Source organism: Stenotrophomonas sp. Steno-Z10-BAI, assembly GCF_056393115.1.
On record NZ_JBWJOZ010000002.1, the window covers coordinates 373,134 to 400,042 of the forward strand.

9 protein-coding genes are annotated in these 26,909 nt (G+C 68.5%); 4 read left to right on the forward strand and 5 right to left on the reverse strand.

Annotation, left to right across the window (positions count from 1 at the left end):
* Positions 1-3: 3 nt before the first annotated feature.
* Together AC06E9_RS06655 and AC06E9_RS06660 are read right to left on the reverse strand one after the other, a co-directional pair.
* The gene (locus tag AC06E9_RS06655) at positions 4-828 is read right to left on the reverse strand and encodes an isocitrate lyase/PEP mutase family protein (protein ID WP_478055751.1); all 825 of its coding nucleotides are present in this window, start codon (positions 826-828) and stop codon (positions 4-6) included.
* Between the two features lie 99 nt (positions 829-927).
* On the reverse strand, positions 928-3,105 hold the full coding sequence (locus tag AC06E9_RS06660) for a TonB-dependent receptor family protein (RefSeq protein ID WP_478055752.1): 2,178 nt from the start codon (positions 3,103-3,105) through the stop codon (positions 928-930).
* A gap of 174 nt (positions 3,106-3,279) precedes the next feature.
* Between AC06E9_RS06660 and AC06E9_RS06665 the strand changes: the two genes are divergently transcribed.
* Complete coding sequence (locus AC06E9_RS06665) at positions 3,280-3,480, forward strand: hypothetical protein (RefSeq protein WP_152151417.1); 201 nt, start codon at positions 3,280-3,282, stop codon at positions 3,478-3,480.
* Positions 3,481-3,502: 22 nt separating this feature from the next.
* Here the strand turns inward: AC06E9_RS06665 and AC06E9_RS06670 are convergent, their stop codons facing one another.
* From AC06E9_RS06670 to AC06E9_RS06680, 3 genes are all read right to left on the reverse strand, one after another.
* A complete protein-coding gene (locus AC06E9_RS06670) occupies positions 3,503-4,651 on the reverse strand; it encodes an MFS transporter (RefSeq protein ID WP_121036946.1) in 1,149 nt (382 codons plus the stop codon).
* A gap of 11 nt (positions 4,652-4,662) precedes the next feature.
* Positions 4,663-5,442: a DeoR/GlpR family DNA-binding transcription regulator gene (locus tag AC06E9_RS06675; protein WP_461769901.1), complete on the reverse strand. Its 780-nt coding sequence runs from the start codon at positions 5,440-5,442 to the stop codon at positions 4,663-4,665.
* Between the two features lie 177 nt (positions 5,443-5,619).
* Entirely contained in the window at positions 5,620-6,528 is a 909-nt protein-coding gene (locus tag AC06E9_RS06680; protein ID WP_152151421.1) for a LysR family transcriptional regulator, read from the reverse strand.
* Between the two features lie 103 nt (positions 6,529-6,631).
* Between AC06E9_RS06680 and AC06E9_RS06685 the strand changes: the two genes are divergently transcribed.
* From AC06E9_RS06685 to AC06E9_RS06695, 3 genes are all read left to right on the forward strand, one after another.
* On the forward strand, positions 6,632-7,393 hold the full coding sequence (locus AC06E9_RS06685; RefSeq protein WP_461769900.1) for an SDR family NAD(P)-dependent oxidoreductase: 762 nt from the start codon (positions 6,632-6,634) through the stop codon (positions 7,391-7,393).
* Between the two features lie 272 nt (positions 7,394-7,665).
* The gene (locus AC06E9_RS06690; RefSeq protein WP_478055753.1) at positions 7,666-8,421 is read left to right on the forward strand and encodes a SapC family protein; all 756 of its coding nucleotides are present in this window, start codon (positions 7,666-7,668) and stop codon (positions 8,419-8,421) included.
* A 99-nt stretch (positions 8,422-8,520) separates the two neighbouring features.
* Positions 8,521-26,889: a leukotoxin LktA family filamentous adhesin gene (locus tag AC06E9_RS06695; RefSeq protein WP_478055754.1), complete on the forward strand. Its 18,369-nt coding sequence runs from the start codon at positions 8,521-8,523 to the stop codon at positions 26,887-26,889.
* Positions 26,890-26,909 lie beyond the last annotated feature (20 nt).

Sequence of the window (26,909 nt, forward strand, 5' to 3'; positions counted from 1 at the left end):
CGATCAACGGAACAACTGGTTCAGCACTGCCCCGGAGGCCGCATCGGCGAACCCGTCGAAGCGGCCCTCGTCCATCAGCAGCTGCGAGGCCCGCATCATCCCGCCCCAGGCGGTGCGCGCCATCGCACCTCCGACACTGACCCGGCGCACGCCCATACCGGCGATGTCCTGCAGGGTGAACGGCAGCGCGCTGCCAACCAGCAGGTTGACCGGTCGCGGCGCCACCGCGGCCACCACCGCTTCGATCTGCTCGCGGGTGGTGATGCCCGGCGCATACAGGCAATCCGCACCGGCTTCTGCATAGGCACGCAGACGGGTGATCGCATCGTCCAGGTCGGGGCGGCCGACGAAGAAGTTCTCGGCGCGGCCGATCAGCAGCACGTCCTGGCCAGACGCGTCGATTGCACGGCGCGCGGCACGGACCCGTGCTACCGCATCGTCCAGCGGGCGCAGCGGATGCGCAGGATTCAGGCTGGCGTCTTCAATGGAGATGCCGGCCACGCCGGTGGCGATGGCGCGGATGACATTGCCGCCCACCGCGTCCAGCGTGCCGAAGCCATCGCCGAAATCGGCGTTCAACGGCAGCGGGGTCGCAGCGGCGAGGGAATGGAGATGGGCGAGTGTTTCATCCAGCGTCAGCGATCCATCGGCCTGGGCCTGGCTCCACGCATAGCCGGAACTGGTCGACGCCAGCGCCTGGAAGCCGAGACTGTGCAGGTAACGTGCGCTGCCCGCATCCCACGGATTGGGCAGCACGAAGCAGCCCGTGTCATGCAGTGCACGGAAGGCCGCGCGGCGCGGGCGGGGATCGAAGGACAGGGCCGTCATGGTACGCATCCGTTAAGCAGTCACCCGATGGTAACGCCAGCGGCCGCCGCGCCCTTGTTGCGCTGCGCGACCACGTGGGCCGCGCAATGTGCAGGCACCTCAGAACGCGATCGTGCCCTGCAGGTACAGCGTGCGCGGCTGGCCGACGAACTTGCCGCCGTTGTTGTCGGTGGAGCGCGTGTAGTAACGGCGGTCGGACAGGTTCTTGACCCCGATCGCCAGCTTCAGATCGTGCAGCTCCGGCCCGAAGTCGTAGCCGGCGCGCACGGCCACGGTGGCGTAGCCGGGGATGTCGCCGAGGCGGCCGGTCGGGTCTTCCTCGGTCACATAGGTGGCGCCCGGGTTCGGGGTGCCCGGCGAGCGCTGGCCGGACTGGGCGAACACATCGGCGTTGAAGGTCCAGCGGTCGATCGCATAGCGCGCGCCGAACGAGCCCACATTGCGTGAGTACAGCGGCAGGTCCTTGCCGGCAAACGCGCCGGCACGGGCGGTGGCCTCGGTCCAGGTGTAGGTCATCGAGAGCTGGAGGCCGGCCAGTGCGTCGTTGAACTGGCCCATCTCGTAGCGCAGCGCCGATTCCGCGCCGCGGTGACGGGTCGCGCCCAGGTCGGTCCACATGCCTTCGCCGACGATCGAGCGGGCCAGCTGCAGTTCCTTGTCGAAGTCGACGTTGAACAGGGTGAACTCACCGCTCAGGCCGTTGCCGGTGTAGTGCGTGCCCAGCTCATACGTGGTCGCCGACTCCGGGTGCAGGCCTTCGGTGGTCGAGGCCAGCTGGCTGTACTGCTGCGGGCCGAATGACTTGCCGCCATTGGCGAACAGCGACCAGTGATCGGTCAGGCGGTACAGCACCGACAGCGTCGGCAGGGTCTCGCGCGAGTCGATGCTTGGGGTCAGCACGCTGGTGACCGCGCCACTGGTGGCCAGGTTGGTGACGGTGTTGAAGGTGCGGATGTCTTCCACGCGCACGCCCGGGGTGATGGTCCAGTTGCCGATGTCGATGCGGTCATCGATGTAGAACGCGTTGGCGGTCGTGCCGCCGCGGCTGGTCTGGTAGGGCAGCAGCGGCAGATCGACGCCGGCCGCCGCAGCGTTCGGGCGGTAGTAGCTGGTCCGCGAGGCCACCTCGCTGCTGGCTTCCTTCAGGTAGCGGTAGCCCACGCTCACTTCCTGCACCACGGTGCCGGTGGTGAACAGGCGCGAATAGCGCGGCTCCACGCCCAGGTAGTGGTAGCTGCGCGGGGCAGCGGTGAGCCGGCGCTGGCCGTTGCTGGCACCGCTACCGTCCTGCTCGATGTAGCTGCCGCGGAAGGAATCCACGTAGTAACCCAGCACCTCGACGTTGTTGCTGCCATCGCTGTAGCTGTATTTCAGCGAGCCATCGCTGCGGCGCCCGTTGAACACGTCATACGGGCGGGTGGACTGGAACGGATCGGCCGCGTACTCGGCGGTGGTCAGGCCTCCGGGCATGCGCCCGCTGCCTTCGAAGTGATGCAACGACATCGCCAGGTCGCCCGCGTTGCCCAGCGCATAGGACGCCTTGAGCAGGACATCGTCGATGTCGGTCTTGTCGTTGCTGCTGCGCCAGCCGTCGCCATGGGTGCCGGAGTACAGCAGCGCCGCGCCGAGGCCACCGTCGGTGGTGCCGCCCAGGAACACGCTGGGGACGGTCTTCAGGTTGCCACCCTGGCCGTACATCTCCGACGCGAAGCCCAGCGAGCCGGCGAAGTCCTTCGGAATCGCGCGCGTCACGAAGTTGATGATGCCGCCCACGTTCTGTGGCCCGTAGCGGACCGAGCCGGCGCCGCGCACCACGTCCACCGATTCCAGATTGCCCAGCCCGACCGGGGCCAGCGACAGCTGCGGCTGGCCATAGGGCGCGTAGGACATCGGCACGCCGTCCATCAGCACGTAGGAGCGCGGCGACAGGCGCGAGGTCAGGCCACGCACGCCCACATTGAGCGACACATCGCTGCCGCCGGTGCCGTTGCTTTCCTGCACCTGCACGCCCGGGATCTGGCGCAGCACGTCACGCACGCTGGTCGAGCCACTCTCGGCGATGCGCTGCGCTTCGACGATGCTGCGCGCACCCGGGTGGTCGAGCAGCTTGGCTTCGGTGGGGTTGTCCAGCCAGTTGCCGGTGACCTTGACCGTGTCCAGGTCCGTGGCGGTGGGCGGGGTGACCTGGGCTGCTGCCAAGTGCGGCGCGCTGGCCAGCGCCAAACCGACGGCGGCCGCGATCGCGGCGAGAGAGGGGCGTGCGGGAAGGGTGTGCATGCGTACGGCGGTCCGGAGCGGGCAGGGGCAGGTCGCGCGTGCGCGCCTGGGAAAAAGCCGGCGGATCGTACAGCAAATGGGAATCATGTGCGTTATCGCGGCCGGGGCATTGCCCGGGCCCGCGCCACATGCAACGCTGGCGCAGCGCCCGCAGCCCGGGCCAAGGAGGCAGGCATGCTCGAGGTGATCGATCTGCTTTTGGCGCCGCTGTTCAGGGTCAGCCCCATCCGTTATCTGCGTGACCCGGCCTACCGCCAGCGCCTGCGCCGCGAACAGGGCAAGGCCGCGCGCTGGCGCATGATCTTCCTGATGGTGCTGGTACTGAGCGCGATCATGCTGCTGGCGCTGGTGATCCTCGCGCGTTACGGGCGCTAGCGTCTGAGCGGCGTGGGCAGCCTCAGGCGCGCACCCACCGCGCGCACAGCCCCACCAGCACCAGGGTCACCGCCACCGCGCTGAACGCGAACACCAGGCTGCTGGCCTGCGCGACGAAGCCGATCAGTGCCGGGCCGGCCAACACACCGGCATAGCCGAGCGTGGTGATCGCCGGGATGGCCAGGCTCTCTGGCATGACCTTCTGGTTGCCGGCCATCGAGAACAGCGCCGGAACGATGTTGGCGCAGCCCAGGCCGACCAGCGCATAGCCGCACAGTGCCAGTGGCATCCAGGTGGCGAACGTTGCCAGGGCGAAGCCGGATGCCGCCACCAGGCTGCCGATCAGGATCGAACGATGGCGGCCGAGCTTGGCCACCACGCCATCGCCGACCAGCCGGGTGATCGTCATCGCGATGGCAAAGGCCAGATAACCGAGGCCGGCGCGGGAGGGATCTACGTGCTGCACTTCATGCAGGAACACCGCGCTCCAGTCCAGCACCGAGCCTTCGGCCAGGAACGCCACGAAACACAGCACGCCGATCGCCAGCACCACGCCGTGCGGCACCGCGAACATCGGCGCATCGCTGGGTGCCTTGTCGGTCCGCCAGTACGGCAGCGAGATGGCCAGCAGCCCGGCCATCACCGCCGAGGCCAGCAGGCACACCAGCCACGGCGGCAGGTGAAGCGCCAGCAGGGCGGTCATCGCACCGGCGCCGACCGCACCGCCGATGCTGTAGAAGGCATGGAAGCCGGACATCATCGGCCGGCCGCTGTCGCGCTCCACCATGATCGCCTGCATGTTCATCACGCAGTCGCAGGCGCCGACGCCGGCACCGAACACGAACAGCACCAGGCCCAGGGTCACTGGCGAGGGCGCGATGGCCAGCAGGGGCAGGGTGGCGATCACCATCACCAGCGTGGCGATCATGACGGCGCGGCAGCCGTGGCGTGCGGCGAGCATGCCCGCGATCGGCATCGCCAGCAGCGAACCGGCGCCCAGGCACAGCAGCACCAGGCCGAGTGAGCCTTCATCCAGACCGGTGCGGTTCTTGGCGAACGGGACCAGCGGCGCCCAGGCGGCGGTGGCGAAGCCGGGCAGGAAGAAGGCGGCGCGGGTGGCGTGCTGCTGGCCGCGGGCGAGGAGGGACGAGGGCGCGGAAAGTGTCGACATGGGTCCGGACCTCAGTGTTGCGCGGCGCGCTGGAGAGCAACGCCACGACGCTCGAACGCGGCGACCTGTGCAGGCGGCGCGTCGGCCTCGACGACCAGCAGATCGATCTGGTCCACATCACCGATCCGGTGCGAGGCCTGCGCACCCAGCTTGTCGTTCGTGGCCACCACCACGCAGCGGCTGCTCGCGGCGAGCAGGGCGCGCTTGAGCGTTGCTTCCTCGCCATCCACCGCCCAGATGCCAGCGTCGGCATCCACCGCGCAGGTGCCGACAAAGCACACGTCCACGCGCAGTGCGGCGACCGCTTCCAGCGCCTGCGCGCCCACGGTCGCGCCGATGCGCGGGTCCACGCGGCCGCCGACCAGGCTGACCTCGATGCCCGGACGCGCGATCAAGGCCAGCGCGATATCCGGGGCGTTGGTCACAACGCGCACGCCCTGATCCGCGGGCAGGCAACTGGCAATCACGCTGTTGGTCGAACCGGCGTCGAGAAACACCAGCTCACCGGGCAGCACCTGCGCGGCCGCGATCCGGGCCAATGCGAGCTTGCGGTCATGGTCCTTTTCGTGGCGCTCGGCCAACGCCGGAAACGCCGGAGCTGCCGGCAGTGCGCCGCCGTGCACCTTGCGGCACAGACCCTGCGCGGCCAGCTCACGCAGGTCACGGCGGATCGAATCCTCCGAGACCTGCAGTTCGACGGCCAGCTGGGCGGACATCACGCGGCCGTGTTCGCGCAGCAGGCGCAGGATGGTCTGTTGGCGCTCGCCCGGCAGGGCGTCCTGGGTAGTCATGGGTAACCTCGGGTCAGGGCGGAGGCGCGGCGGCGGCTTGCCTGAACATGCACGAAAGTGCACGTATGCGCCTGTATCTGGAGCGAACCTTAGCATGAAACGACGATTCGCGTGCGCATGTGTGCACGAAGGTGCGCGAATGCGCGGGTTCATTCAGATCGGGCGCGCACCACGCTCTCACGCCTGCGGCAGCAGCTCCGGCCGGATCACTGTGGCCGCCCATTCCATGAACGCCGCGACCCGGCGCGGCAGATGGCGGCGCTGGGCGTACAGAAGGGAGACCGGCATCGGCTCGGCCAGACAGTCCGGCAGGATCTCCACCAGCGTGCCGTCCGCCAGCGCGCGTCGGACGCCCAGCCGGGGGACCTGGATGATCCCCAGCCCGGCCAGCGCCGCAGCGGTATATCCGTCGCCACTGTTGACCGTTACCGCGCCGCGCATCGGCAGGCTGCGATAGCCCTCGCCATCGTGGTACTCGAAGCCGGGCGAGCGCTGGCCTAGTGTGCCCACGTAGTGCACCAGGGCATGGCCGGCCAGATCATCCAGCGTGACCGGTATACCGCGCGCGGCCAGGTACGCGGGACTGGCGCAGTTGACGATCAGCAGCCGTCCCAGCGGGCGGGCCACCAGCGTGTTGTCATCCAGCGGCCCGACCCGCAGCACACAGTCGAACCCCTCGCGGATCAGATCGACCCGGCGGTCGGTACCGCTCAGCTCGATCTCCACCCCCGGATGCTGCGCGAGGAAGCCCGGCAGCTGTGGGATCACCAGCTGCCGGGCCAGCCCACTGGACATGTCCACCCGCAGGCGGCCCTTCAACTGGCTGGTATCGACCCGGAACATGCCCTGCAGGTCGTCCATGTCATGCAGCAGATCGTGGGCGCGGGTCTGGAACTGGGCACCATCGGCGGTGAGCTGCACCCGGCGCGTGGTCCGGTGCAGCAGCTGTACGCCGACCTCCGCCTCCAGACGTTGCACCGCCAGCGATACGCTGGCCTTGGGCAGGCCGAGGCTGTCGGCCGCGCCGGTGAACGAGCCCAGTTCGGCGACCCGCAGGAAGCAGCGCAGTTGATCGAGGCGATCCATTGATTGTTCGTGATGTATGGACAGTCAAATCAGCATCCGCCGATTTATGCAGCCCTGCAACACCAATACGCTGGTCTCCCATTCCCCAGGCAGGTGCACTGACATGAGCAAGACAACCCGAGTCGTTCTGATCACCGGCGGCAGCCGTGGCCTCGGCCGCAACGCCGCCCTCGCACTGGCGGCCGATGGCGCCGACATCATCCTCACCTACCGCAGCCAGGCCGAGGCCGCTCAGGAGGCGGTCGCCCGCATCAACGCGTTGGGGCGCCGTGCCGCCGCGATTCCGTTGGACATGGCCGACAGCGCCGGCTTCGGTGCCTTCGCCGGCCAGGTTCGCAGCGTGCTGGAGGGCTGGGGCGAGTCCCATCTGCAGGGGCTGCTCAACAACGCCGGCGAAGGCCTGCACGCGATGATCGCCGACACCACGGTCGCGCAGTTCGATGCACTGGTCGCCGTGCATCTGAAGGGGCCCTACTTCCTGACCCAGGCGGTGCTGCCGCTGATCGCCGACGGCGGTCGCATCCTCAACGTGTCCAGCGGGCTGGCGCGGTTCTCGCTGCCGGGCAGTTCGGCCTACGCGATGATGAAAGGTGGCATCGAAGTGTTTACCCGTTACCTGGCCAAGGAGCTGGGCACACGTGGCATCAGTGCCAACACGCTGGCCCCGGGCGCGATCGAGACCGACTTCGGCGGCGGCCGGGTGCGCGACGATGCGCAGGTCAACGCGATGGTGTCCTCGGTGACCGCGATGGGCCGTCCCGGCAAGCCCGATGACATCGGCCCGGTGGCGGTGGCGCTGCTGTCGCCGCAGACGGCATGGATCAATGCGCAGCGGGTGGAGGCGTCGGGCGGCATGTTCGTCTGAGGGCGCATCACCAGGATGACGCGCAATGGCCGTGCCGGCAGCGGCGGGCCGGAAGAAGGCGCGCGCCACGACGGCGCGCGCTGCGATGGATGGGGATGGGGATGGGTCTCATGGAGCGGGAAGGCGTACAGGTCCGATGGCGCGTGGCGCTGGCGGTTTGTGAACGCGTTCATTAAAAAAGTGTGACGAATTGCCTGCTGACTGATGGGACGGCGCTGCTTTCCACGGTTGTTAGGCAAAGGGGCACTTTTTGCACTCCAGGGGGAACCACCATGAAGCAGCTGCTCATCTACGAACGTCCGATCCAGCTCAACCGCGTCGCCCATCGCCACCACCGGGTGGTGGCCACTCCGGGCGATTTCGCCTTCGCCGCGGCGCTCAACTCCGTGCCGCTGGCCTGCGTGGAATTCGCGCCGGTCGCCCGCGAATACCCGATCCTGTTCGCCGGCAACAGCGCCGACGCGGTGGTACCTGCCGCACTGCTGGGCCTGCGCGCCGGCCAGAACCTGATGGTCGATGCGCAGGGCAGCTGGGCCGAAGGGGCCTATGTCCCGGCGTTCCTGCGCCGCTATCCCTTCGTGCTTGCCGAACGCGATGAGAAGGGCAGCGACTTCACCGTGTGCCTGGATGAGGCCTATGCGGGTATCCGCGAAGGTGGTGAGGAAGGTGCGCCGCTGTTCGATGACGAGGGCAAGGACAGCCCGCTGCTGAGCAACGCACTGCACTTCCTGCAGGAATACCAGGTACACCTGGCGCGTACGCGTGCCTTCAGTGCGGCGCTGGCCAGCCATGGGCTGCTGGTGCCGCGGCAGGTGAACGTGCAGACCGCGCTGGGCGAGGGCTTCTCGCTGGATGGCTTCTTTGTGGTCGATGAGCAGAAGCTGCGCGAATTGAAGGGCAAGGCGCTCCAGGATCTGGCGCGTTCGGGCGATCTTGGGCTGATCTACGCCCATCTGCTTTCGCTGGGCAATGTCGAGCTGCTCAGCCGCGCGCTGGACAGCCGTCCAGCCGCTGCCGCAGCGCACTGATCCCTTCCCAGTAACGCCACCGAGCGGCAAGGCACGCATGCCTTGCCGCGACCCTTGCTGGCCCGCGGTTGCCCCGCCAGCCACTGCCCGGAGCCTGCCATGAACCATCGCGACCCTTCGTCCTGCCCGTCTTCCGCCGTGCGTAACGCGCAGCTGGGTCCCCATCGCCTGCGCCCTGCCGGACTGGCCGTGGCCATCGGCTCCGTGCTGGGGCTGGCGTTGCCAGGCAGTGTGATCGCCGGCGATGACGGCAGCGCGATGGTCACCGATGGCCGCACCGACACCCACGTGACGCGGCAGGGCAACGATCCGCACTGGCAGGTGACCACCGGCACAGTGAAGGGCGCGGCCGGCAACCAGGTCGCCTTCAACTCCTTCCGGCAGTTCGGCGTGGAACTCGGCCAGACCGTTGATCTTGTGCTACCCACCCAGGGTCAGCAACAGGTGCACAACCTGGTCAACCTGGTCACCGACGCGCGTGCGTACATCAACGGCAACCTCAACAGCGTGCTGGAATCGACCAATGCGGTGGGCGGCAAAGTGTTCTTCGTCGCCCCGGATGGCCTGGTGGTCGGCAACGGTGGCGTGCTCAATGTCGGCTCGCTGTCGGTGGCCACGGCCAACCGCGCCACGGCCAGCGACATCCTCGGCGCCGGAGAGAGCCTGGATGCCCTGATGTACGGCACGCTGACGCCGGGACAGCTCACCGACAAGACGGTGGAGCTGCACGGGACGGTGAACGCACGCAACGGCATCCGCGTACAGGCCAGGGCCATTGATGTCACCGGTACGCTGTACGTGCCGGCCGGCCCGCGCGATGCCGATGGCGATCTGCAGGGCATCGGGGCGGCCGTCAATACCGGCGCCTCGCAGCCGCTGGTCCTGGTCAACGAGGGCGGCCGGATTCAGCTGCGCGCGGCGGCGATCTCCGATACCGGGCTGGGCGTGCGCAGTGCCGATGCTTCGGTGACGGTGGGCGGCAACGCACGTCTGGAGGCGGACGATATCGAGTTGACCACGCTTGCGGTCATTGATTCCGGCTACGACAAGGACGGTGCGGTATTCGACGAGATCAAGGCCGACCTCGTCAACAGCGTCACCGACTCCAGCAACCTCACGGACCTCGGCGATGCGCTGGTGAACCTGGGGGCGGACAAGCTGCTGGGGGAACAGATCTCGTTCCTGCACGGCGCCACCACGGCGCGGGTGGAAGTGAAGGACAGCGCGGCGCTGACCGCGCGCGATGACATCACGCTGCACGCCAGCACCCGGCAGGCCATCGACAATTCGGCCGCCGGAAAGACGTACGAGAAGGGCGATGTGGTGACCGATGCCAACGGCGACCCGGTGAAGGATGCCAATGGCAACCCCATTCCGAAAAAGCACCTGCTCAGCCTGGGCGCGGCATACGGGCAGATCAACGCCACCACGGAAGCCATCGTGCGCTCGGGCGCAACGCTGGTGGCGGGCGGCGATGTGGCGGTGAAGGCCGATGCCGATACGACGCTGAAGCTTGCGGCCGAATCGTTCGCGGTGAACAACACGACCGCTGCGTTCACGGCGGCGATCAGCAACGTCAACGTTGACACCCGCGCGGTGATTGAAGCCGGTGGGCCACTGCTGCAGGCCGGCAGTGTCAACGTTTCGGCGGTCAACGCGGTCTCTCTGGACACCTCCGCCACGGCGCGCGCCGACAAGAATGGCGCGGTCGGCCTGGCCGGCGCGATCAGTCTGCAGGATATCGCGGCCGAAGCACGCCTGGACCGTGATACCCGCACCACGGCGGGCGACGTCACCGTGCAGGCGGCCAGCATCACCCGCCTCAACAAGACCAGCACGCTGATTACCGGCCCGAAGAGCGAACCGCTGCCGGGCCAGGAGCAGGTGGAAGCGATCAGCAGCGGCAGCGATGGGCTGATGAGTGTGGCGCAGTCGCTTGCCGGCGCCGGCATCGGTGGCGCCATCGCCAAACTGACCGGCAGCCAGGAAGGCGGCAGCACGCCGCCGGCGACGACCCCGACCACGGCGTCGCCCTTCCGCCTCGGCGGGGCGATCAGCGTTGTCGACGGCGACCATGCGGCCACCGCCAGCATCGGCGCGGGCACCAAGGTCGACAGCGCCGGCGCGATCGTGGTCGACAGCCAGGTAACCGATGCACAGATCGGCAACCATGCGATGAGCAATGTGCTGGCCAAGGGCAAGAGCGCGGATGGTTCAGCGTTCGCGTTGTCCGGGGCGGTCAATATCGCCAACCTCACCCATGAGGCACGGACCCTGGTGGGCAGTTCGGCCGAGCTCTCGGCGCAACGCATCGGGTTGTCGTCGGATGTGCGCCTGCCGCGTGACTTCAGCGCGCTCACCGGTGCCGTCCCGGATTTCAGCAGCTTCGACGCGTTCAAGGCCTCGATCTCCGCCGCCAAGGACCTGATCACCGATCCATCGGAGCTGTTCGCCTCGTACGCGGCGGCGCGGGGCTCGGCCGAGGAAGTGGCCATCGGGGGCGCGGTCAGCTGGTTCAAGGCCACCAACAGCGCACGTACCGATGTCGCCGCTGGTGCCTCGCTGACCACCCGCGACACCAGCACCGCGGCGTGGAGCGCCGCGCTGGAGGGTGAGGACCATGCCGGCGCTGCGCGCAGCCGGACGTTTGACGCCACCACCACCGTGCGTGCCAACACCGATGTCACCGGTCTGCACGCGGCCGGTGATCTTGCCCTGAAGAACCTCAAGGACAGCAACGTCGGCAAGGGTGGAACTGCCCTGGGCGGCAGCGTCGGCTATATCGACTACCAGAACACGGCGGCAGCGATCATCCATGATGGCGTCCGCGTCGACGCCGGTGCAGGCAGCCTGGCAGTGCAGGCCGACAACAAGGAAACCGTGGTGGCGTTGGCGCTGCAGTCCGGCCAGGGCGGCAGCATCGGTGTCAGCGGAACCGCCACCGCGCTCGACCTGGACAGCACCACGCTGGCCGGTATCAGCAACCGTGCCGACATCCGTGCCGCCGCGGTTGGCGTGCGTGCCGATGAAGACCTGTTCGTGTGGTCCGTGGCCGGCGCGGTTGCGATGAGCGACAGTGTGTCGGTGGGGGCCAGCGTCGCCTACCAGCAGCTGGACACCGATACCCGCGCCTTCATCGGTGCGGTGCCTGCAGCCTTCGCCACCGGCAACAGCACGGCGCCGGCTGGCGCGATCACCACGGGTGAGCTGGCGGTCAACGCCACCAGCGGCGGGCTGGCCGGTGCGGTGGCCGCAGCCGGCGCAGTCGCCAAGAGTTCGTCCGAGCAGCTGCAGAAGGCCCAGGACGAGCTGGCGGCGAAGCAGAATGCGGAGAATCCTGGCTTCCTGGATTCACTCAAGACCCGTGCGCTCGGCAAGGTCACCGCGCTGGAAGGCATGGCCAACAAGGCAGACAGCAACGGCAGCGCCGGGCTGACCGCGTACTTCGACAAGGCCAAGGGCCTGCTGGGTAGTGGGAATGCAGCACCGGGGCAGGGGCAGGGCGCGCAGACGCCACAACCCAAGTTCGGCATCGCCCTGTCCGGCAGTGCGACGGTGAATCGTGCCCGGCAGAACACCAAGGCGGACATCAGCTCGGCCGTGATCAAGGACAACAGCGGCAAGGGCCTGAAGCTGGATCTTGCCGCGACCAACCAGACGCTGCTGGTCAGCGTCAGCGGCGCGTTGTCGGTGGCCGCGGCCGGGTCGGACAACACTCAGGGCAGCGCATCGCTGGCCGGTGGCGTGGCCTACGGTGACATCCAGAACACGACCACCGCGCAGTTGCGCGACAGTATGGTGGAGGATGCCGGCACCATCACGGTGACCGCACGCAACGAAAGCGAACAGGTCAACGTCGGGCTGAGCGTGGGCGTGAATGCCTCCTCCAACCAGAGCTCGGCCGGTGCCGGCGCGATCTCGGCGACCGTGGCGATGTCCCACAACGATACGGCCGCCAGCATCGTCGGGGGCAGCCTCCGCGGCATGAGCGGCGCGGACGCCGATGTCGATGTCAAGGCCGTGAACGCCTCCAAGATCGCCAACGGGGGTGGTGCACTGTATGCGGGTGGCAAGGCCGGCCTGGGGGCGGCAGTGACGTATGCCGAAGTGGGCGACAGCACCCGCGCGTCAGTCAGTGGCGCCGACATCGAAGGCGTACAGGACGTGCGCGTGCGTGCTGCCGATGCATCGCGGATCGTGGCGGCGGCTGCCAGTGGGGGCGCGTCCACGCGCAGCGACGGCGTGGCGATCGCCGGTTCGGTGCTGGTCAACCAGATCGCCAGCCAGACCGCCGCCAGCATTGACGGCGGCAGCCGCATCACTGCCAGTGGTGACATCGAAGCCTTCGCCGGGACGGCGACGATCGACGACGTGCGTGGCACCGGTGACGGCTGCGGCTCGGGCTTTGCGGTCGATTACTGTGGCGCCGGGATCGGCCCCATCGAGGTGGATGCCAATGCCGATACCGCCAGCACTGAGGATACGCGGGTGGATGCGGCGGGTCGCAACAATGCCCGCAGCTCGATCATCGCCGTTGCCGGCATGGTCCAGGTGGGTGGCAACAATGCCGGCGTGGCCTTCGCCTACAACACCATCAACAACATGCACACCGTCTCGGTCAACGATGCCACGCTCAATGCCGGGCGCATTGCGCTCACGGCCACCGACCAGTCCGACATCCTGGCAGTGAGTGCCGGCATCGGCGGCAGCACCGGCAACTTCACCGGGGTGGGCAGTGCGTCCTACAACGCCATCGGCAACACCACCTCGGTGCTGGTCGGCCGTGGCATGGCGGACGCGCAGGGCCAGGCCCCGCGCGATGGCGCACAATTCAACGCAGGCAGCATCCAGCTGCAGGCGCGCGATGAATCGTTCATCGGCTCGTTGGCGGGGGCGGCAACGCTGGGCTCCAAGGTGGCTGTGGGTGCGGCGCTGACCATCAATGACATCGGCAACACCACGCTGGCGCTGGTCGATGATGCGCAGCTGACCGCCGGCACCGGCCGGGTCGATGTCGAGGCCGCCAATGCCGCCAGGATCCTGTCCGGTGCGGTTGCCGCAGGCGCAGCCAACAACGTCGCCATTCAAGGCTCGGTGGGCTGGAGCATGATCGACAACCATGCCGAGGCCGCATTGCGGGAAGGCAGCGTGCAGGCAGGCATCGTGCAGGTGGCAGCCAGCAGCGAATCGCGTATCCACACACTGGCCGGTGCGGTCGCCGGCAGCGGCACCGCCGCCATCGGCGCGGCGATCAACGTGGCCACCATCGGCGATACCACGCTGGGCGAGGTGGATGGAACCGCGCTGGAGGTGAGTACTGCGCTGGATGTCAGTGCGGCGTCGGCCGCCACCACCAAGACACTGGCCATTGCCGGTGCGCTGGGGGGCACCGCGTCCATTGCCGGCAGCAACACCACCAACCTGATCGACACCCTCACCGAGGCCCGCCTGCGGGGTGTCACCGGGCAGGGCAGTGGCATCACCGGTGCGGTGTCCGTCAGCGCCGACACCTCGGGTGCGGCCTATTCGTTGGGGGGCGCGCTGTCGGCCGGTGGGACGGCAGGCATCGGCGCAGCCAGCAGCGTCAACGACATCGGCGGCCGTACCCGTGCCGTGGTGGACAATGCCACGCTGGGCGGCGCCAGTGCGCTGAGCATCGATGCGGCCAACCGCAGCCTGGTGCGTACCGCGGCCGTGTCCGGTGCGGGGGCGGGCACGGCTGCGGTGGCCGGCAGTGTCACCACCAACCTGATCCATTCCGATACCCAGGCCAGCCTTACTGACAGCAGCCTGCACAACGCGTTGGCCGATGTGAAGGTGAGCGCCCGTGACGAGCGCAGCATCGATTCGCTGGCGGGTGGCGCAGCGGTCGGCGGCAGCGTGGGGGTGGGCGCGGCAGTGGCCTACAACGATATCGGCGGCACTACCTCGGCGGTGGTGGCCGGCAGTGCGCTGGAGCTGGATGTCCGCAATCTGCTGGTGCAGGCCGATGCCTCCGGAAAGGCCGGCGGACAGGGCAACCGCATCCGCACCGTGGCCGCTGGCCTGGGCGGCGGCGGCGCGGTCGGTGGCGCAGCCTCGGTGGCGGTCAACCGGATGAAGGGCGCCGTCTCGGCACGGATTGAAGCAGGCGCCAATGTCCTGGCACAGGACAACGTCGGCGTGCTCGCCGCGCAGGCGCAGCAGATTGACGTGTACGCCGGCAGCATCGGCGGGGGCGTCAACGCGGGCATCGGCCTGGGTACCGTCGTCAACCTGGTGGATGGCAGTACCGAGGCGGCGATCACCGGTGCCGGAACTGCCGTGACCGCGCTGGGCCTGGGAGATGCGCTGGCAGGCGTGGACAGTGGCCGGCGCATGGCGGGCAATACCCACAGCACCCGTACCGACGCCGCCGGCATGGCCTTCGATACCGTGGACCTGGGCACCGGCCATATCGACGTGCATGGCATCGCGGTCAATGCGGCCACGCGCCAGCAGGTCAGGACCATCGGCGTCAGTGGCGCGCTGGGTACCACCCCGATCGCCAGTGGTGCGGTGGCGGTGATGGCGGCCGTCAACGACATCGCCGGCAGTACCACCGCGATCATCAAGGACGCACGGATCAACCAGCATGGGCTGGGCACCAGCAGCGACCCCGACCAGGACAGCGCAGGTCTCGCCGCGGCGGAGCAGAGCGTGGATGTGCGCGCCAGCCATCACGTGGCCTCGGCCAATTATGTGGCCGGCATCGCTGCCAGCGCGGGCGTATTCTCGGGCGCAGGGGCGCTCTCGACCAACCTGTTCGACAGCCATGCCAGCGCCAGCATCGAGGGCGCCACCCTGTCGGCCGCCGACGCGGTGACCGTGGAGGCCAATGCAAGCCAGAACGCGCTGGCGATCGTGGTCGGCGCGGCCGCAGGCCTGACCGGCGGCGCCGCCACCGGCGTGGTCAACAATTTCACCACCGATACCCGCGCAAGCGTGCTGGGCGGCACCCTGCGGGCGGGCTCCCTGGCGGTCAACGCCAACAGCGACAACGCCGCCTCGCTGGTGGGCGGCGCAGGCGCCGTCGGGGGTGGCGCGGCGGTGGCCGGCACCGCGCTGGTCAACATGGGCACCGCAACCACGCTGGCGCAGGTGGGCGAACGTGGGCGCGCGACCAACATTTTCGTGTCACGCGACCTCGACGTGAACGCGCGCAGCCGCTCCGATTTCAACGGCGTGGCGGTGAGCGGCGCGGGTGCCGGCGCCGCCGGCATCGCCGGCATGGCACAGGTGCACCTGCTGCAGAACGACACCCGTGCGCTGGTCACCCAGGCCTCGGTGGATGCCACCGATATGGCGGTGGTGGCCGAGGATATCCTGCTGCTGTCCGCGTACTCCGGTGCGGTGGGCGTGGGCATCGCCGGCAGCGGTGTAGGTGCCGGCGCCTCGGTGGCCATTCTTGGCAGCACCGTCAAGGCCACCGTGGAAGACAGCACGCTGTCGACCACGGGGAGCATTGATGTGAATGCCTTCTCCGATCGCGCGGTGGACATGGTCACCGTGACGGCTGGCGTGGGCGCCACCACCGGCATCGGCGGCGCTGCCGGGCTGCTGCTGGCCGGCATCGGCGACCGCGGTGACAGTGATACGGAACTGGGGGGCACCTTTGCCAGCCTGAAGCAGCTGGGCAATGGCCAGAAGATCGACGCCGCCGCGCTGGACGGCACCCTGGGGGCGCAGGGCGCCGGCGCGCTGAACAGCCGCGCCCAGGTGGATATCGGCAGTCTGCAGGGGCGTGGGGACCTGGTGAGCGCCAGCATCCGTGGCGGCAGCGTGCAGGCACGCGCGCTTGAGGTGAGCGCACAGACCCTGATGAGCAGCAGCAACACGGTCGGTGGCCTCGGCGCCGGTGGCCTCGGCGTGGGCGGCGCATTCGGCATGACCGGCCTGTATGGCAGCACCGAGGCAGTGCTGGCGGCGAACACCACGCGGGCCGGTTCCATCGCGGTGCTCGCCAACGCCGGCGACGGCAGCGCAGGCAAGGCCGCAGGTCTGGACGTCTATGCCGGCGGTGCCGGCCTGGTGGGCGTCGGTGCGGCCATCGGCTTGGCGCGCCTGGAACAGACGGTATCGGCCACGGTGGCCGGTGACCTGCAGGCAGGCAGCCAGGGCCAGGGTCTTGCGGTCCGTGCCAGCGATGCCAGCACGCTGGATGTGACAGCCACCGGCATGGCGGCCGGTGCACTCGCGGCCGGTGCGGTCGTTGCAACCGCGGCACGCAACGCCAACGTCCAGGCGTGGTTGCACAACGACAGTACCTTGGCCGGCTTTGGCAACGTGACCTTCGCCGCCAGCTCGCTGGGCGGCGCGCATGCAGGCGCGTGGGGTGCGGCCGGTGGCGTGTTGGCCGGCGTCAGTGCCGCCGTCGCACTGGCCGACGATGGCTCCGACGTGCGCGCCTGGCTGGGCGAGCGGACACGCGTATCCGGGGTGGGCGGCAGCATTGAGGTGCATGCCGAGGCCACCCCGCAGGTCTCGGCCGAGGCCTTCGGTGCTGCACTGGCCGGCGGGCTGGCGGTCGGTGCGGCGGTCGCTGATGCCACCTCCCGTGCCAAGGTGGACGCCCATGTAGGCAATGGTGTGGTGCTGTCCAACCGCGGTGGGCTGGACATCCTGGCCAGCGTCCACGGCGGGAGCGTGGAGGCACGCGCGGTCGCCGGTTCCGGTGGCCTGTATCTGGCCGGCGCCGGCGCCTTCGCCACCGCTGCCAGTACCAACGCGGTGCAGGCAGCGCTGGGGTCCAACGTGGTGGTGCAGGGTGAGGCCTATTCCACCAACAACATCATCGACTATGCGCGCGGCGGCACGATCGCGATGCGCGCAGTCAACAACAGCAATCAGCATGCCGATGCCACCGGGCTGAGCGTGGCGGGGCTGCTGGCCGCTGGCGTCGTCGATGCCAACGCGCGGTCCTCGGCGACCACCGGCGTCACCGTGGGGGCCGGGAGCCTGCTGTACGCAGGCAACACCACGCTCGCCGCCAGCGGCAAGGACGAGAATCGCGCCAACGCCACGGCGGGCACCGGCGGGCTCATTGCGGGCAACGCCGCGCTGGCAGCGACGCACACCGACAGCACCACGCAATTGACCATCGGCCGCAACGCCGTGCTGGATGTCAGCCGCCTTGACGCCCGGGCGCTGCACGACAGCAACTACGCGGGCAGCGCGAACAGCACCAGCGCAGGCGTCCTCAACGCCAGTGGCGCCAACGTGAACAACCGTGCGGACGCGACCGTCGGGCTGCTGGTGGACGAGGATGCCCAGATTGTCTCGGCCGGATCGCTGGTGCTGCGCACCGACAACAACTACACCGGCACGCTGGGCAGCGAGCTTGCCGCCAGCGCGGCCGGCGGCGGTGTCCTCAGTGGCAGTGCCGCACAGGTGGTCACCCGGCTGGATGGCAGCAGCACCATCGATATCGGCAAGGGCGCCCTGCTGCGCGCCGGTGTTGCACCGACGCCGGGCGATGGTGGCGCGCTGGACATCGTGGCAAACACCCGTGCGAACACCGATGACCGGGCGGGGCTGACCACCGGCGGGGCGATCAATGCCGCCGTGGTCAAAGCACGCACCAATGCGGTGCTCGGCAACCGCGTGAACATCGGCGATGATGCGCGCCTGCAGAGCAGCTACATGCTCAACGTCGGCACCTACGCCGCGACCGACATCGGCGCCACCGCGCTGGTGAACACCTGGGGTGTGCTGGCCGCAGTCGGCATCTCCGACGCGGACGTGGCGCTGGCAATGGACCAGCAGGTCAATGTCGGCCGCGGCGCGAAGCTGGAATCGCTGCACAACGCTTTCGTCTCCGCCGGCCAGGACGGCATGAATGGCTGGACCTCACGCCTGGCCGCCAATGCGGTCTCGCAGGGGTACAGCCGCGGGCTGATCGCGGTGCCGGACTCCTCGGCGTCCTCCACCGTGGACAGCAATGCGAGCACCGCTCTGGCGGCAGGCAGCGAGCTGCTCAGCGGCGCATTCGTATCGCTCGGTGCCTACGGTGAAAATGTTTTCCGCAACGCCGATGGCGCCGCCACCGGCTACCAGTTGGGGTTCATTCCGGTCACCGTGCGCGACAGCCGCAGTGGTGGCAGCACCCGCGGTGATGTGCTGATCGATGGCCGCGTCGTTGCCGGGCGCTACAACGTGCTGGATATCCTGATCGATGCCAATGGCAAGCTGACCAGCAGCGGCGCGGGCGGCGATGTGCTGCCGTTCGATACCCAGCGCGAGCTCAGCAGCGCGCTGAAGGCGCGACTGAACGTGTCGGGCATCCACGATTTCGATGCGATCGCCGGCAACGCGCTCTACACCCACACCATCGGCGACCTGTATGCGGCCGGCGGCGATGTGATCCTGTATGGCCGCAACATCCGCGGTGGCGGCTCGGTCACCGCCAAGGGCGCGCCGAAGATCACCATCACCAACCGCAGTACCGACAACCTGCTGCTGGCCGGCGATATCCTGGTACCGGAGTACAGCGGCGGCAATGTGCTGTTCACCGGCAACAGCAACCAGGCCGTGGGCATCGGCGTCAGCCAGAACCCGGGGCAGAGCAATGCGCTGGTGAGCATCCGCAACGAGGCGACCACCGGCACCGCTGCGATCGGTGCGGGCGGGCTGATCTCGGTCACGGGCGGCGAGCTGGACATGTACAACGCGCTCGGCAACATCCAGAGCTGGGGCGAACAGCTCGCCGAAAGCGTGACGATCAATGCGCCCAACGGTGAGGTCGGCTACAACCGGGGCTCGGAAAACTGGTACGGCAGTGTGGTGAGCGCGCTGTGGGCACGCCACAGCGTGGCATCGGGCATCACCGATGCCGACGACGCCGCGGCGTACATCGCCAACGCGAAGTACGGCGCCGCGGCCGCCGCGGCCGGCATGAGCTTGACCGACTATCTGCTGTATGGCACCGGTAACGACGTCAACAACCCCAGCATCCTGGTGTTTGGTGCATGCCGCTATCGCATCGGCGACAAGGACTGCACCGCTTCAGCGCTGGGCGGGCAGTATTACGACGGTGGCGTGGTATCGCGGTACAGCCACAAGGACACCAATTACCTGCCAAAGGTGAATGCCCGGAATCTGCGCACCCTGCTCACCACGCAGCCCGACGACGTCAGCAACGCCAGCCTTGGCCAGGTGCCCAGCACGGGCAGCGGTGTGAACGCCGGCAGTGGCATCAAGATCACGGCCAACTACATCGACGTCAACGTCGCGCTGAAGGCGGGCCGGCCGGTCGACTACTCGGCGATCCTGGTCGAAAGCAGCGCGTTGCGCGCCTGGATCGACGGCAAGGACAACCAGGCCAGCAAGGGCATCTTCGATGTGCCTGCCATGTTCGTGGCGAAGTCCGGCGCAGATTCTTCCCGCATCGCCCTGAAGTACGATTCGCTCAACCGCCAGTTCATCGTGCCGGACATTTCGGCCAACGGGGGCGGTTCGATCTACCTCGATGGCCGCATCGTCAGCACATCCACCGCCGGCTCGCTCAATGTGGTCAGTGGCAAGGGCTCGGTGGTCATCAACAATGGCCTGGCCGATGTGGGCCTGCAGCTTGGCAACATCCTGGTCGGCAACGGGGCGCCCGGGCAGATCACCATCCGCGACCGTGAGCTCAACACCGCGTCGTGGTATCTGCGCGACGGCAACGGCAACGTGAAGGGCTATCAGGGCGGAGTGAATGCCCTGAACTGGGATGCCCCGGGGGTATCGGCCATCAGCAACACGACCGCGTATGACCCGCGCGCCGGCATGTTTGCGAGTTGGACACAGACGGCCCGCATCGCGCGCAACATCCAGTCCGACAACGGCGTGCTTACTGCCGAGAACTGGCGCTGGGTGGACAGGGACAACAACACCGTCTTCAACGGCCAGCAGTGGGAAACCTCCGGCGTCACGTACGGCAACAAGGCAGGCGGCGTGCCGGTGTTCGAGTCGCAGCTGACCGGCGACTTCGGCAGCAACCTCAATTCACGCGTCAACTACCGCTGCGAAAAGAAGAACGAAAGTGGCTGCCGCTACAACTACGGCTTCCCCGGCAGTAATGAGTTCGATGACGGCGGCACGTGGCGCACGAGCTGGTACCAGCGTGCCCCGCGCACTGGCACGCTGGTCGTCACCAACACGGCCAAGGCCGACAACCGGATCGGCATCAACTTCAGCGCCAACGATGCAGGCCTGCTCGACGTCGACTCCGGCCAGACCATCCGTATCAATGGTGTTCTGAAGAACACCGATGGCCGGACCTTCCTGACCAGCGAGAACGGCAGCATCGTCAGCGCATCACGTGACGCCAGGATCATCACGAACCAGTTGACCCTCGACGCGGCCGGCAGCATCGGCAGCATTGTCGGCGCCCAGGTCGGCGAGGCCGCCAATCCGCTGGATGTCCAGATGGTGTCCTACACCAACGCCAACGGCGCCACCGTGGCCGCCGGCAACCTGGTGGCCCGTGCGGGCGGTGACATCGCGCTGGACGTGGATTCGGCGGCCAAGGTGCTGATCAACGCCGGCAGTGGCACCGGCCGTGGCGATGTGTGGCTGCGCGCCAAGTACGACATTGAAGGTGCGGCCACCGGCAATGCTGCGTCGATCATCGGTGCCGACATCACCCTGGACAGCGTCTACGGTGCCATCGGCTCGCTCTCCCGGCCCTTGGTGGTCGATGCCGGCGAGCGTACCCGCAGCGACGGCGTGCTGGAGGGTGGGCTCATCTCGGCGCGGGCGACCGGTGACATCGCGCTGCGCGACCTCGGCGGCGACTTCTGGGTACAGCGCATCGAGTCGCTGGCCGGTGACGTGCTGATCGAGGCCCCCTCGGGCTCGATCTACAGCGGCGCCCAGCGCGCCTCGTCCAGCTTCCTCAACGAAGCACAGCTGGCCAGCCTGCGCGACAACCTCAAGCTGTTCCAGGGCGGCGGCCAGCAGTCGATCGTCAGCTACCAGAGCCAGGTCGACGCCAGCTACGCCGAGTACTTCCAGCTCCACGCGCTGGGCAGTGTCGTCGATGGGCGCTATCTGGCCGGTGGCACTGCCATCAACCTGTTCCGCTCCATGGCAGAAGCCGCGCGGGGCGGCAGCCTGGACGATGCAGGGGTAAGTGACTACCTCGCCGAGCGCTTCAACCGTCTGGGGACGGTGTTCACCGACGCCTTCGGCAGCGGCTGGCAGCAGGAAGCGATCTTCGCGTCCTTCAACGCGGGGTACCGCTATGAGCTGGCTGCCAGCGGTGGCGACAGCGCGATGGTCGCGGCACGCAAGGCGGCACTTCTTGATGGCATGACGGCTGACTCTCATTGGAGCCAGGACCAACTGCGCTACGTGTTCAACGCCAATGCGCTGGAACCCTCCACCGGTTCAGCCCTGAATGCCGAACCGGTGATCATCGGGCGCAATGTCAGCCTGCATGCCCGCGATGACCTGGGCCGCCTGGACAAGGAATACACGGTCAGCCTGGCCGACGTGAACAGCGGCAACCTCAGTGCCGAGGCGATGCTGGCCATGCGGCTTGCGACCACGCCGGGCGATGTGCAGATGCTCGACGCGGCCGGCAATGTGCTCACGCCCGATCAGGTGCGCGGCGGTGCCGTGGTGGTCTCGCTGCGCATCCGCAGCACGGCTCCGGTGGTGCTGGCAGCCACGGGCGGGATCGAGGCCGATGTGGGGGGCGATGCCTACCTGCATGGCAGCACGTCACTGGCGCTGAACAGCTTCGACGCCGGTGGCGATGTACGTATCGGCAGTGACGGCGATATCACCGATAGCGGTGGCAGTGCGGCCGGTGCGACCCTGAGGGTCGGCAAGGACCTCAGCTTGAGCGCCCTGCGCAGCATCATGGGCCACGATGGTCAACCGCTGCGCGTGCAGATCAACGGCCGGCTGCTGCTTGCCAACGCCGGTGAACACGTGCGCTTGGCGCAGCAGAACGGAAACCTGCGTATCGGCCTGGTGAGGGCGAACCAGGACGTTGTACTGGACGTCGGCGGTGGCAGCCTGCTGTCGTACCTGAAGGGCGTGAGCACGCTGACCGGGCGCGACATCCAGCTCGCCGTGCGCGACGACATCCGCGACGAGGACGGCGGTTCGCTGGCCTTGCGCATCGTTGCCGGCGGTCGGCTGGATGGCGCGGCAGGGGGCGAGGTGCGTCTTTCCAGCGACGTGGATATGCCGATCGGCACGCTTACCGCAGGGGGCGACCTGCAGCTTTTGAGCACGGCGGGCAAGCTGAGCGCAGTGCGTTTGCAGGCCGGTGGCGATCTGGGCGCCACCGGGTACAACGGTGCCGACCTGGGTTCGGTGCAGGCGGCGGGCGACGCGATTGTCAGCGCCCCGATGGGGGATGTCCGCATCGGCAACCTGCGCGCTGCCTCCGCCAATGTCGCCGCCGGTGGCGGCCTGCAGTTGGGGGATGCCGCCATTGACCAGGTCCTGCAGCTGCTCTCGCTGCAGGCCACATCGCTGGCGGCAGGCGCGCAGGTCAGCGCCGGCGACAGCGTGCAGATCGACGCGGGTGGCTTCGCGATGGGCGCCGGAAGCCAGTTGAGTGCTGGCCGGGTGGTCGCGGTGCGTTCCAGCGCGGATATCAGCGTGGGCCAGATGGCCGTGACCGGTACCGCGGCCACCGGCAACGTGATGCTCGAGGCGGACGGTCGTATCCACTCCAATGGGGATGCCGCGGTCAATGTCGGTGGCGGCAGTCACGTGCTGGCCAGCCTGCAGGCGGGCGACGGAATCGGCAGTGACGCGCAGGCCCTCACGGTCGATGTCGGCCGGCTTGTCCTGGCACGCAGCGATCACGGTGACATCCACCTGCGCCTCCCCAACGGGGGTGCTGTGGGTGACGTGGTTGCCGCATCGGGTGCGCTGTTGCTGCACAGTGACGCGCACCTGCAGGCGGATCTGCTGGATGCGGCAACCGATGTCCGGCTGGCGACGGCCTCCGCCGACATCGGTTACCTGGAGGCTGGCGCGGATGCCGTCGTGACCAGCGCCGGCGGACTTACCCTGGGCCAAGGCAGGATCGGTGGCGATGCGCAGCTTCGCAGTACCGGGGCGATGGGCATTGGTGAACTGCAGGCGCAGGGCGCAATAAACGCGGCTAGCGGTGCTGCGCTGGTAGCGCAGACACTGTCTTCCGGCGCGGCGATGCAGTTGGAGGCGTCGGGTGCGATGGATGTGCAGCAGCTGCGCAGCGGGGGCGATCTGGCCGCCACGGCAGGTGGGCTGCTCGCCATCGGCGATCTGGTGGCCGATGGCGATGCGCGCCTTGAAGGCGACGCGGATGTACGCCTGGCCCAGGCGGTGATCGGGCAGTCGCTGAACGTGGCGGCGGCCGGGGCGCTGGATATGCGTACTGCCACGGTCGGCGGCGATGCGCAGCTTCGCAGCGGCGGGGCGATGGGCATTGGCGAGCTGCAGGCGCAGGGCGCAATGAGCGCGGCTACCGGTGCCGCGCTGGTGGCGCAGACACTGTCTTCCGGCGCGGCGATGCAGTTGGAGGTGTCGGGTGCGTTGGATGTTCAGCAGCTGCGCAGCGGGGGCGATCTGGCCGCCACGGCAGGTGGGCCGCTCGCCATCGGCGATCTGGTGACCGTTGGGGAGGCACGCCTCGACGGTGACGGCGATGTGCAGCTGGCCCAGGCGGTGATCGGGCAGTCGCTGGACGTTGCGGCGGCCGGCACGCTGGACATGCGTACTGCCACGGTCGGCGGCGATGCGCAGCTTCGCAGCGGCGGGGCGATGGGCATTGGCGAACTGCAGGCGCAGGGGGCGCTGAGCGGAATCACTGGTGCCACGCTGGTAGCGCAGACGCTGTCCTCCGGGGCGGGGATGCAGCTCGAGGCATCCGATGCGTTGGATGTGCAGCAGCTGCGCAGCGGGGGCGATCTGGCCGCCACGGCAGGTGGGCTGTTCGCCATCGGCGACCTGGTGGCCGATGGCGATTCGCGCCTTGAAGGCGACGCGGATGTACGCCTGGCCCAGGCGGTGATCGGGCAGTCGCTGGACGTTGCGGCGGCCGGCACGCTGGATATGCGTACCGGCAAGGTCGGTGGCGATGCGCAGCTTCGCAGCGGCGGGGCGATGGGCATTGGCGAGCTGCAGGCGCAGGGCGCAATGAGCGCGGCTACCGGTGCCGCGCTGGTGGCGCAGACACTGTCTTCCGGTGCGGCGATGCAGCTGGAGGCATCCGATGCGTTGGATGTGCAGCAGCTGCGCAGCGGGGGCGATCTGGCCGCCACGGCAGGTGGGCTGCTCGCCGTGGGCGACCTGATGGCCGATGGCGATGCGCGCCTTGAAGGCGACGGGGATGTACGCCTGGCCCAGGCGGTGGTCGGGCAGTCGCTGGACATTGCGGCGGCCGGGGCGCTGGACATGCGTACTGCCACGGTCGGCGGCGATGCGCAGCTTCGCAGCGGCGGGGCGATGGGCATTGGCGAACTGCAGGCGCAGGGGGCGCTGAGCGGAATCACTGGTGCCACGCTGGTAGCGCAGACGCTGTCCTCCGGGGCGGGGATGCAGCTGGAGGCATCCGATGCGTTGGATGTGCAGCAGCTGCGCAGCGGGGGCGATCTGGCCGCCACGGCAGGTGGGCTGCTCGCCATCGGCGACCTGGTGGCCGATGGCGATGCGCGCCTTGAAGGCGACGCGGATGTACGCCTGGCCCAGGCGGTGATCGGGCAGTCGCTGAACGTTGCTGCGGCTGGCAGGCTGGACATGCGTACCGCCACCGTCGGCGGCGGTGCGCAGCTTCGCAGTGGCGGGGCGCTGGGCATTGGCACGCTGCAGGCGCAGGGGGCGCTGAACGGAACCACTGGTGCCACGCTGGTGGCGCAGACACTGTCTTCCGGTGCGGCGATGCAGCTGGAGGCGGCCGGTGCGCTGCAGATCCAGCAGCTGACCAGCAACGGCGACCTCGCTGCGAACGCTGGAGGTCTGCTGGCCATCGACGATGCCGCCGTGGGGGGGCAGGCAAGTGTGGATGGCGGCACGGATGTGCAGCTTGGCAATGCAACGGTCGCGCAGTCACTGGTGATCAACGCTGCGGGTCACGTCGATGTCGGTAACGCACGCATCGGCGGCAATGCCCAGGTGGGCAGCGGTGGCGACACCCACGTCCAGCGTTTCGATGGCCGCGGCGATCTGGTGGCGAATGCTGACGGCGCCATCACCCTCGGCAGCGCGGCGGTCGACGGCTCGATGACGCTGCGCGCCGGCCAGTCCATCGATGTGGGCACGGCCGTGATCGGTGTGGATGGTGACTGGCTCGCAGGCACCAACCTTTCCGCCGATGAGGTAAGTGTGGGTTGCAACTTCCGCGGCGATGCCGGTGTCGCACTGGTCATCGGCACGCTCAACGTGGGCTGCAATCTGGGGCTGTCGTCCAGCGAGGCGCTGCGGTTCGACGCCCTGCAGGCGGCCGGCGGCATCGCGCTGGCATCGCGCGGCTCGGATGTCCTGGGCCGGCAGGTGGACGCGGGAAGGGCACTGCAGGTGCAGGCTGCGGGCGATATCCGGATCGAAGCGGCCAGCGCCGGCAGCGACCTAGTGGCCACCAGCGGCGGCACCCAGCAATGGGGTGTGTACCAGGCCGGCGGCGATGCAGCGCTGCAGGCGGGTCGGGATATCCATTTCGGTGACGGTCGCAGCGGTGGCGCACAGTCGATCATTGCGGGTGGCAGCATCGGCTTCGAGCGGGCCAGCGCAGGCACCACGGCCTACATGGACGCCCAGGCAGGTTCGCTGGCCGGTGGGCAGTTGCAGGCGGCGTCTGCACAGCTGGCCGCACGTGACACCTTGTCGTTGGCACAGGCGATGGTCGATACCCGTCTGAACCTGGCCGCCGATGAGCTGCAGGCGCAGGTAAGTCAGTCCGATGCTGGCCCAGGCCTGCTGACGACCACGCTGACCGGCTACCGCAATGGTGTCGCCCGCCGGATCGTGGTGGACGTGCAGCCGCGTGATGCCTGGCTGATCGATGCGCTGCGGGCAATGGAGGCAGAGCTGACGTCCTCCTCTGCGAAGGTCGCCATCGCCGATGGCCATGTGGAACGCACCATGACCCTGACCACCCCGGCGCTGCACGTGCTGATGGACAACACCAGCCCGGCGCTGCGCCCGGCGGACGCGCAGCTGCTGCAGTTGAACCGCCGCTTCCACCTGGCGACCGATGGCCGCCTGCTGGATACCGACGCCTATGTGCTGCGGTTCAACGATGGGGTCGGGGTGAGCAGCCCGAACTACAACCGCGACCACCTCGAGGCCGGGCCGGCCTACCTGGGCGAAAGCGCGGTGCGCTACCTGGGCCGCATGCTCAATCTCCGCTCGCCGGAGATGGCGGTACCCGCCCGTGCGCCCGCGGAAGGTGATGAAGCAAACGCCCGCGATGTGGTGGCTCCGGCCCCGGGCGGCGCGGTCAACCTAGGGGCGCCCAACTGATGAACGACGGAAAACACACC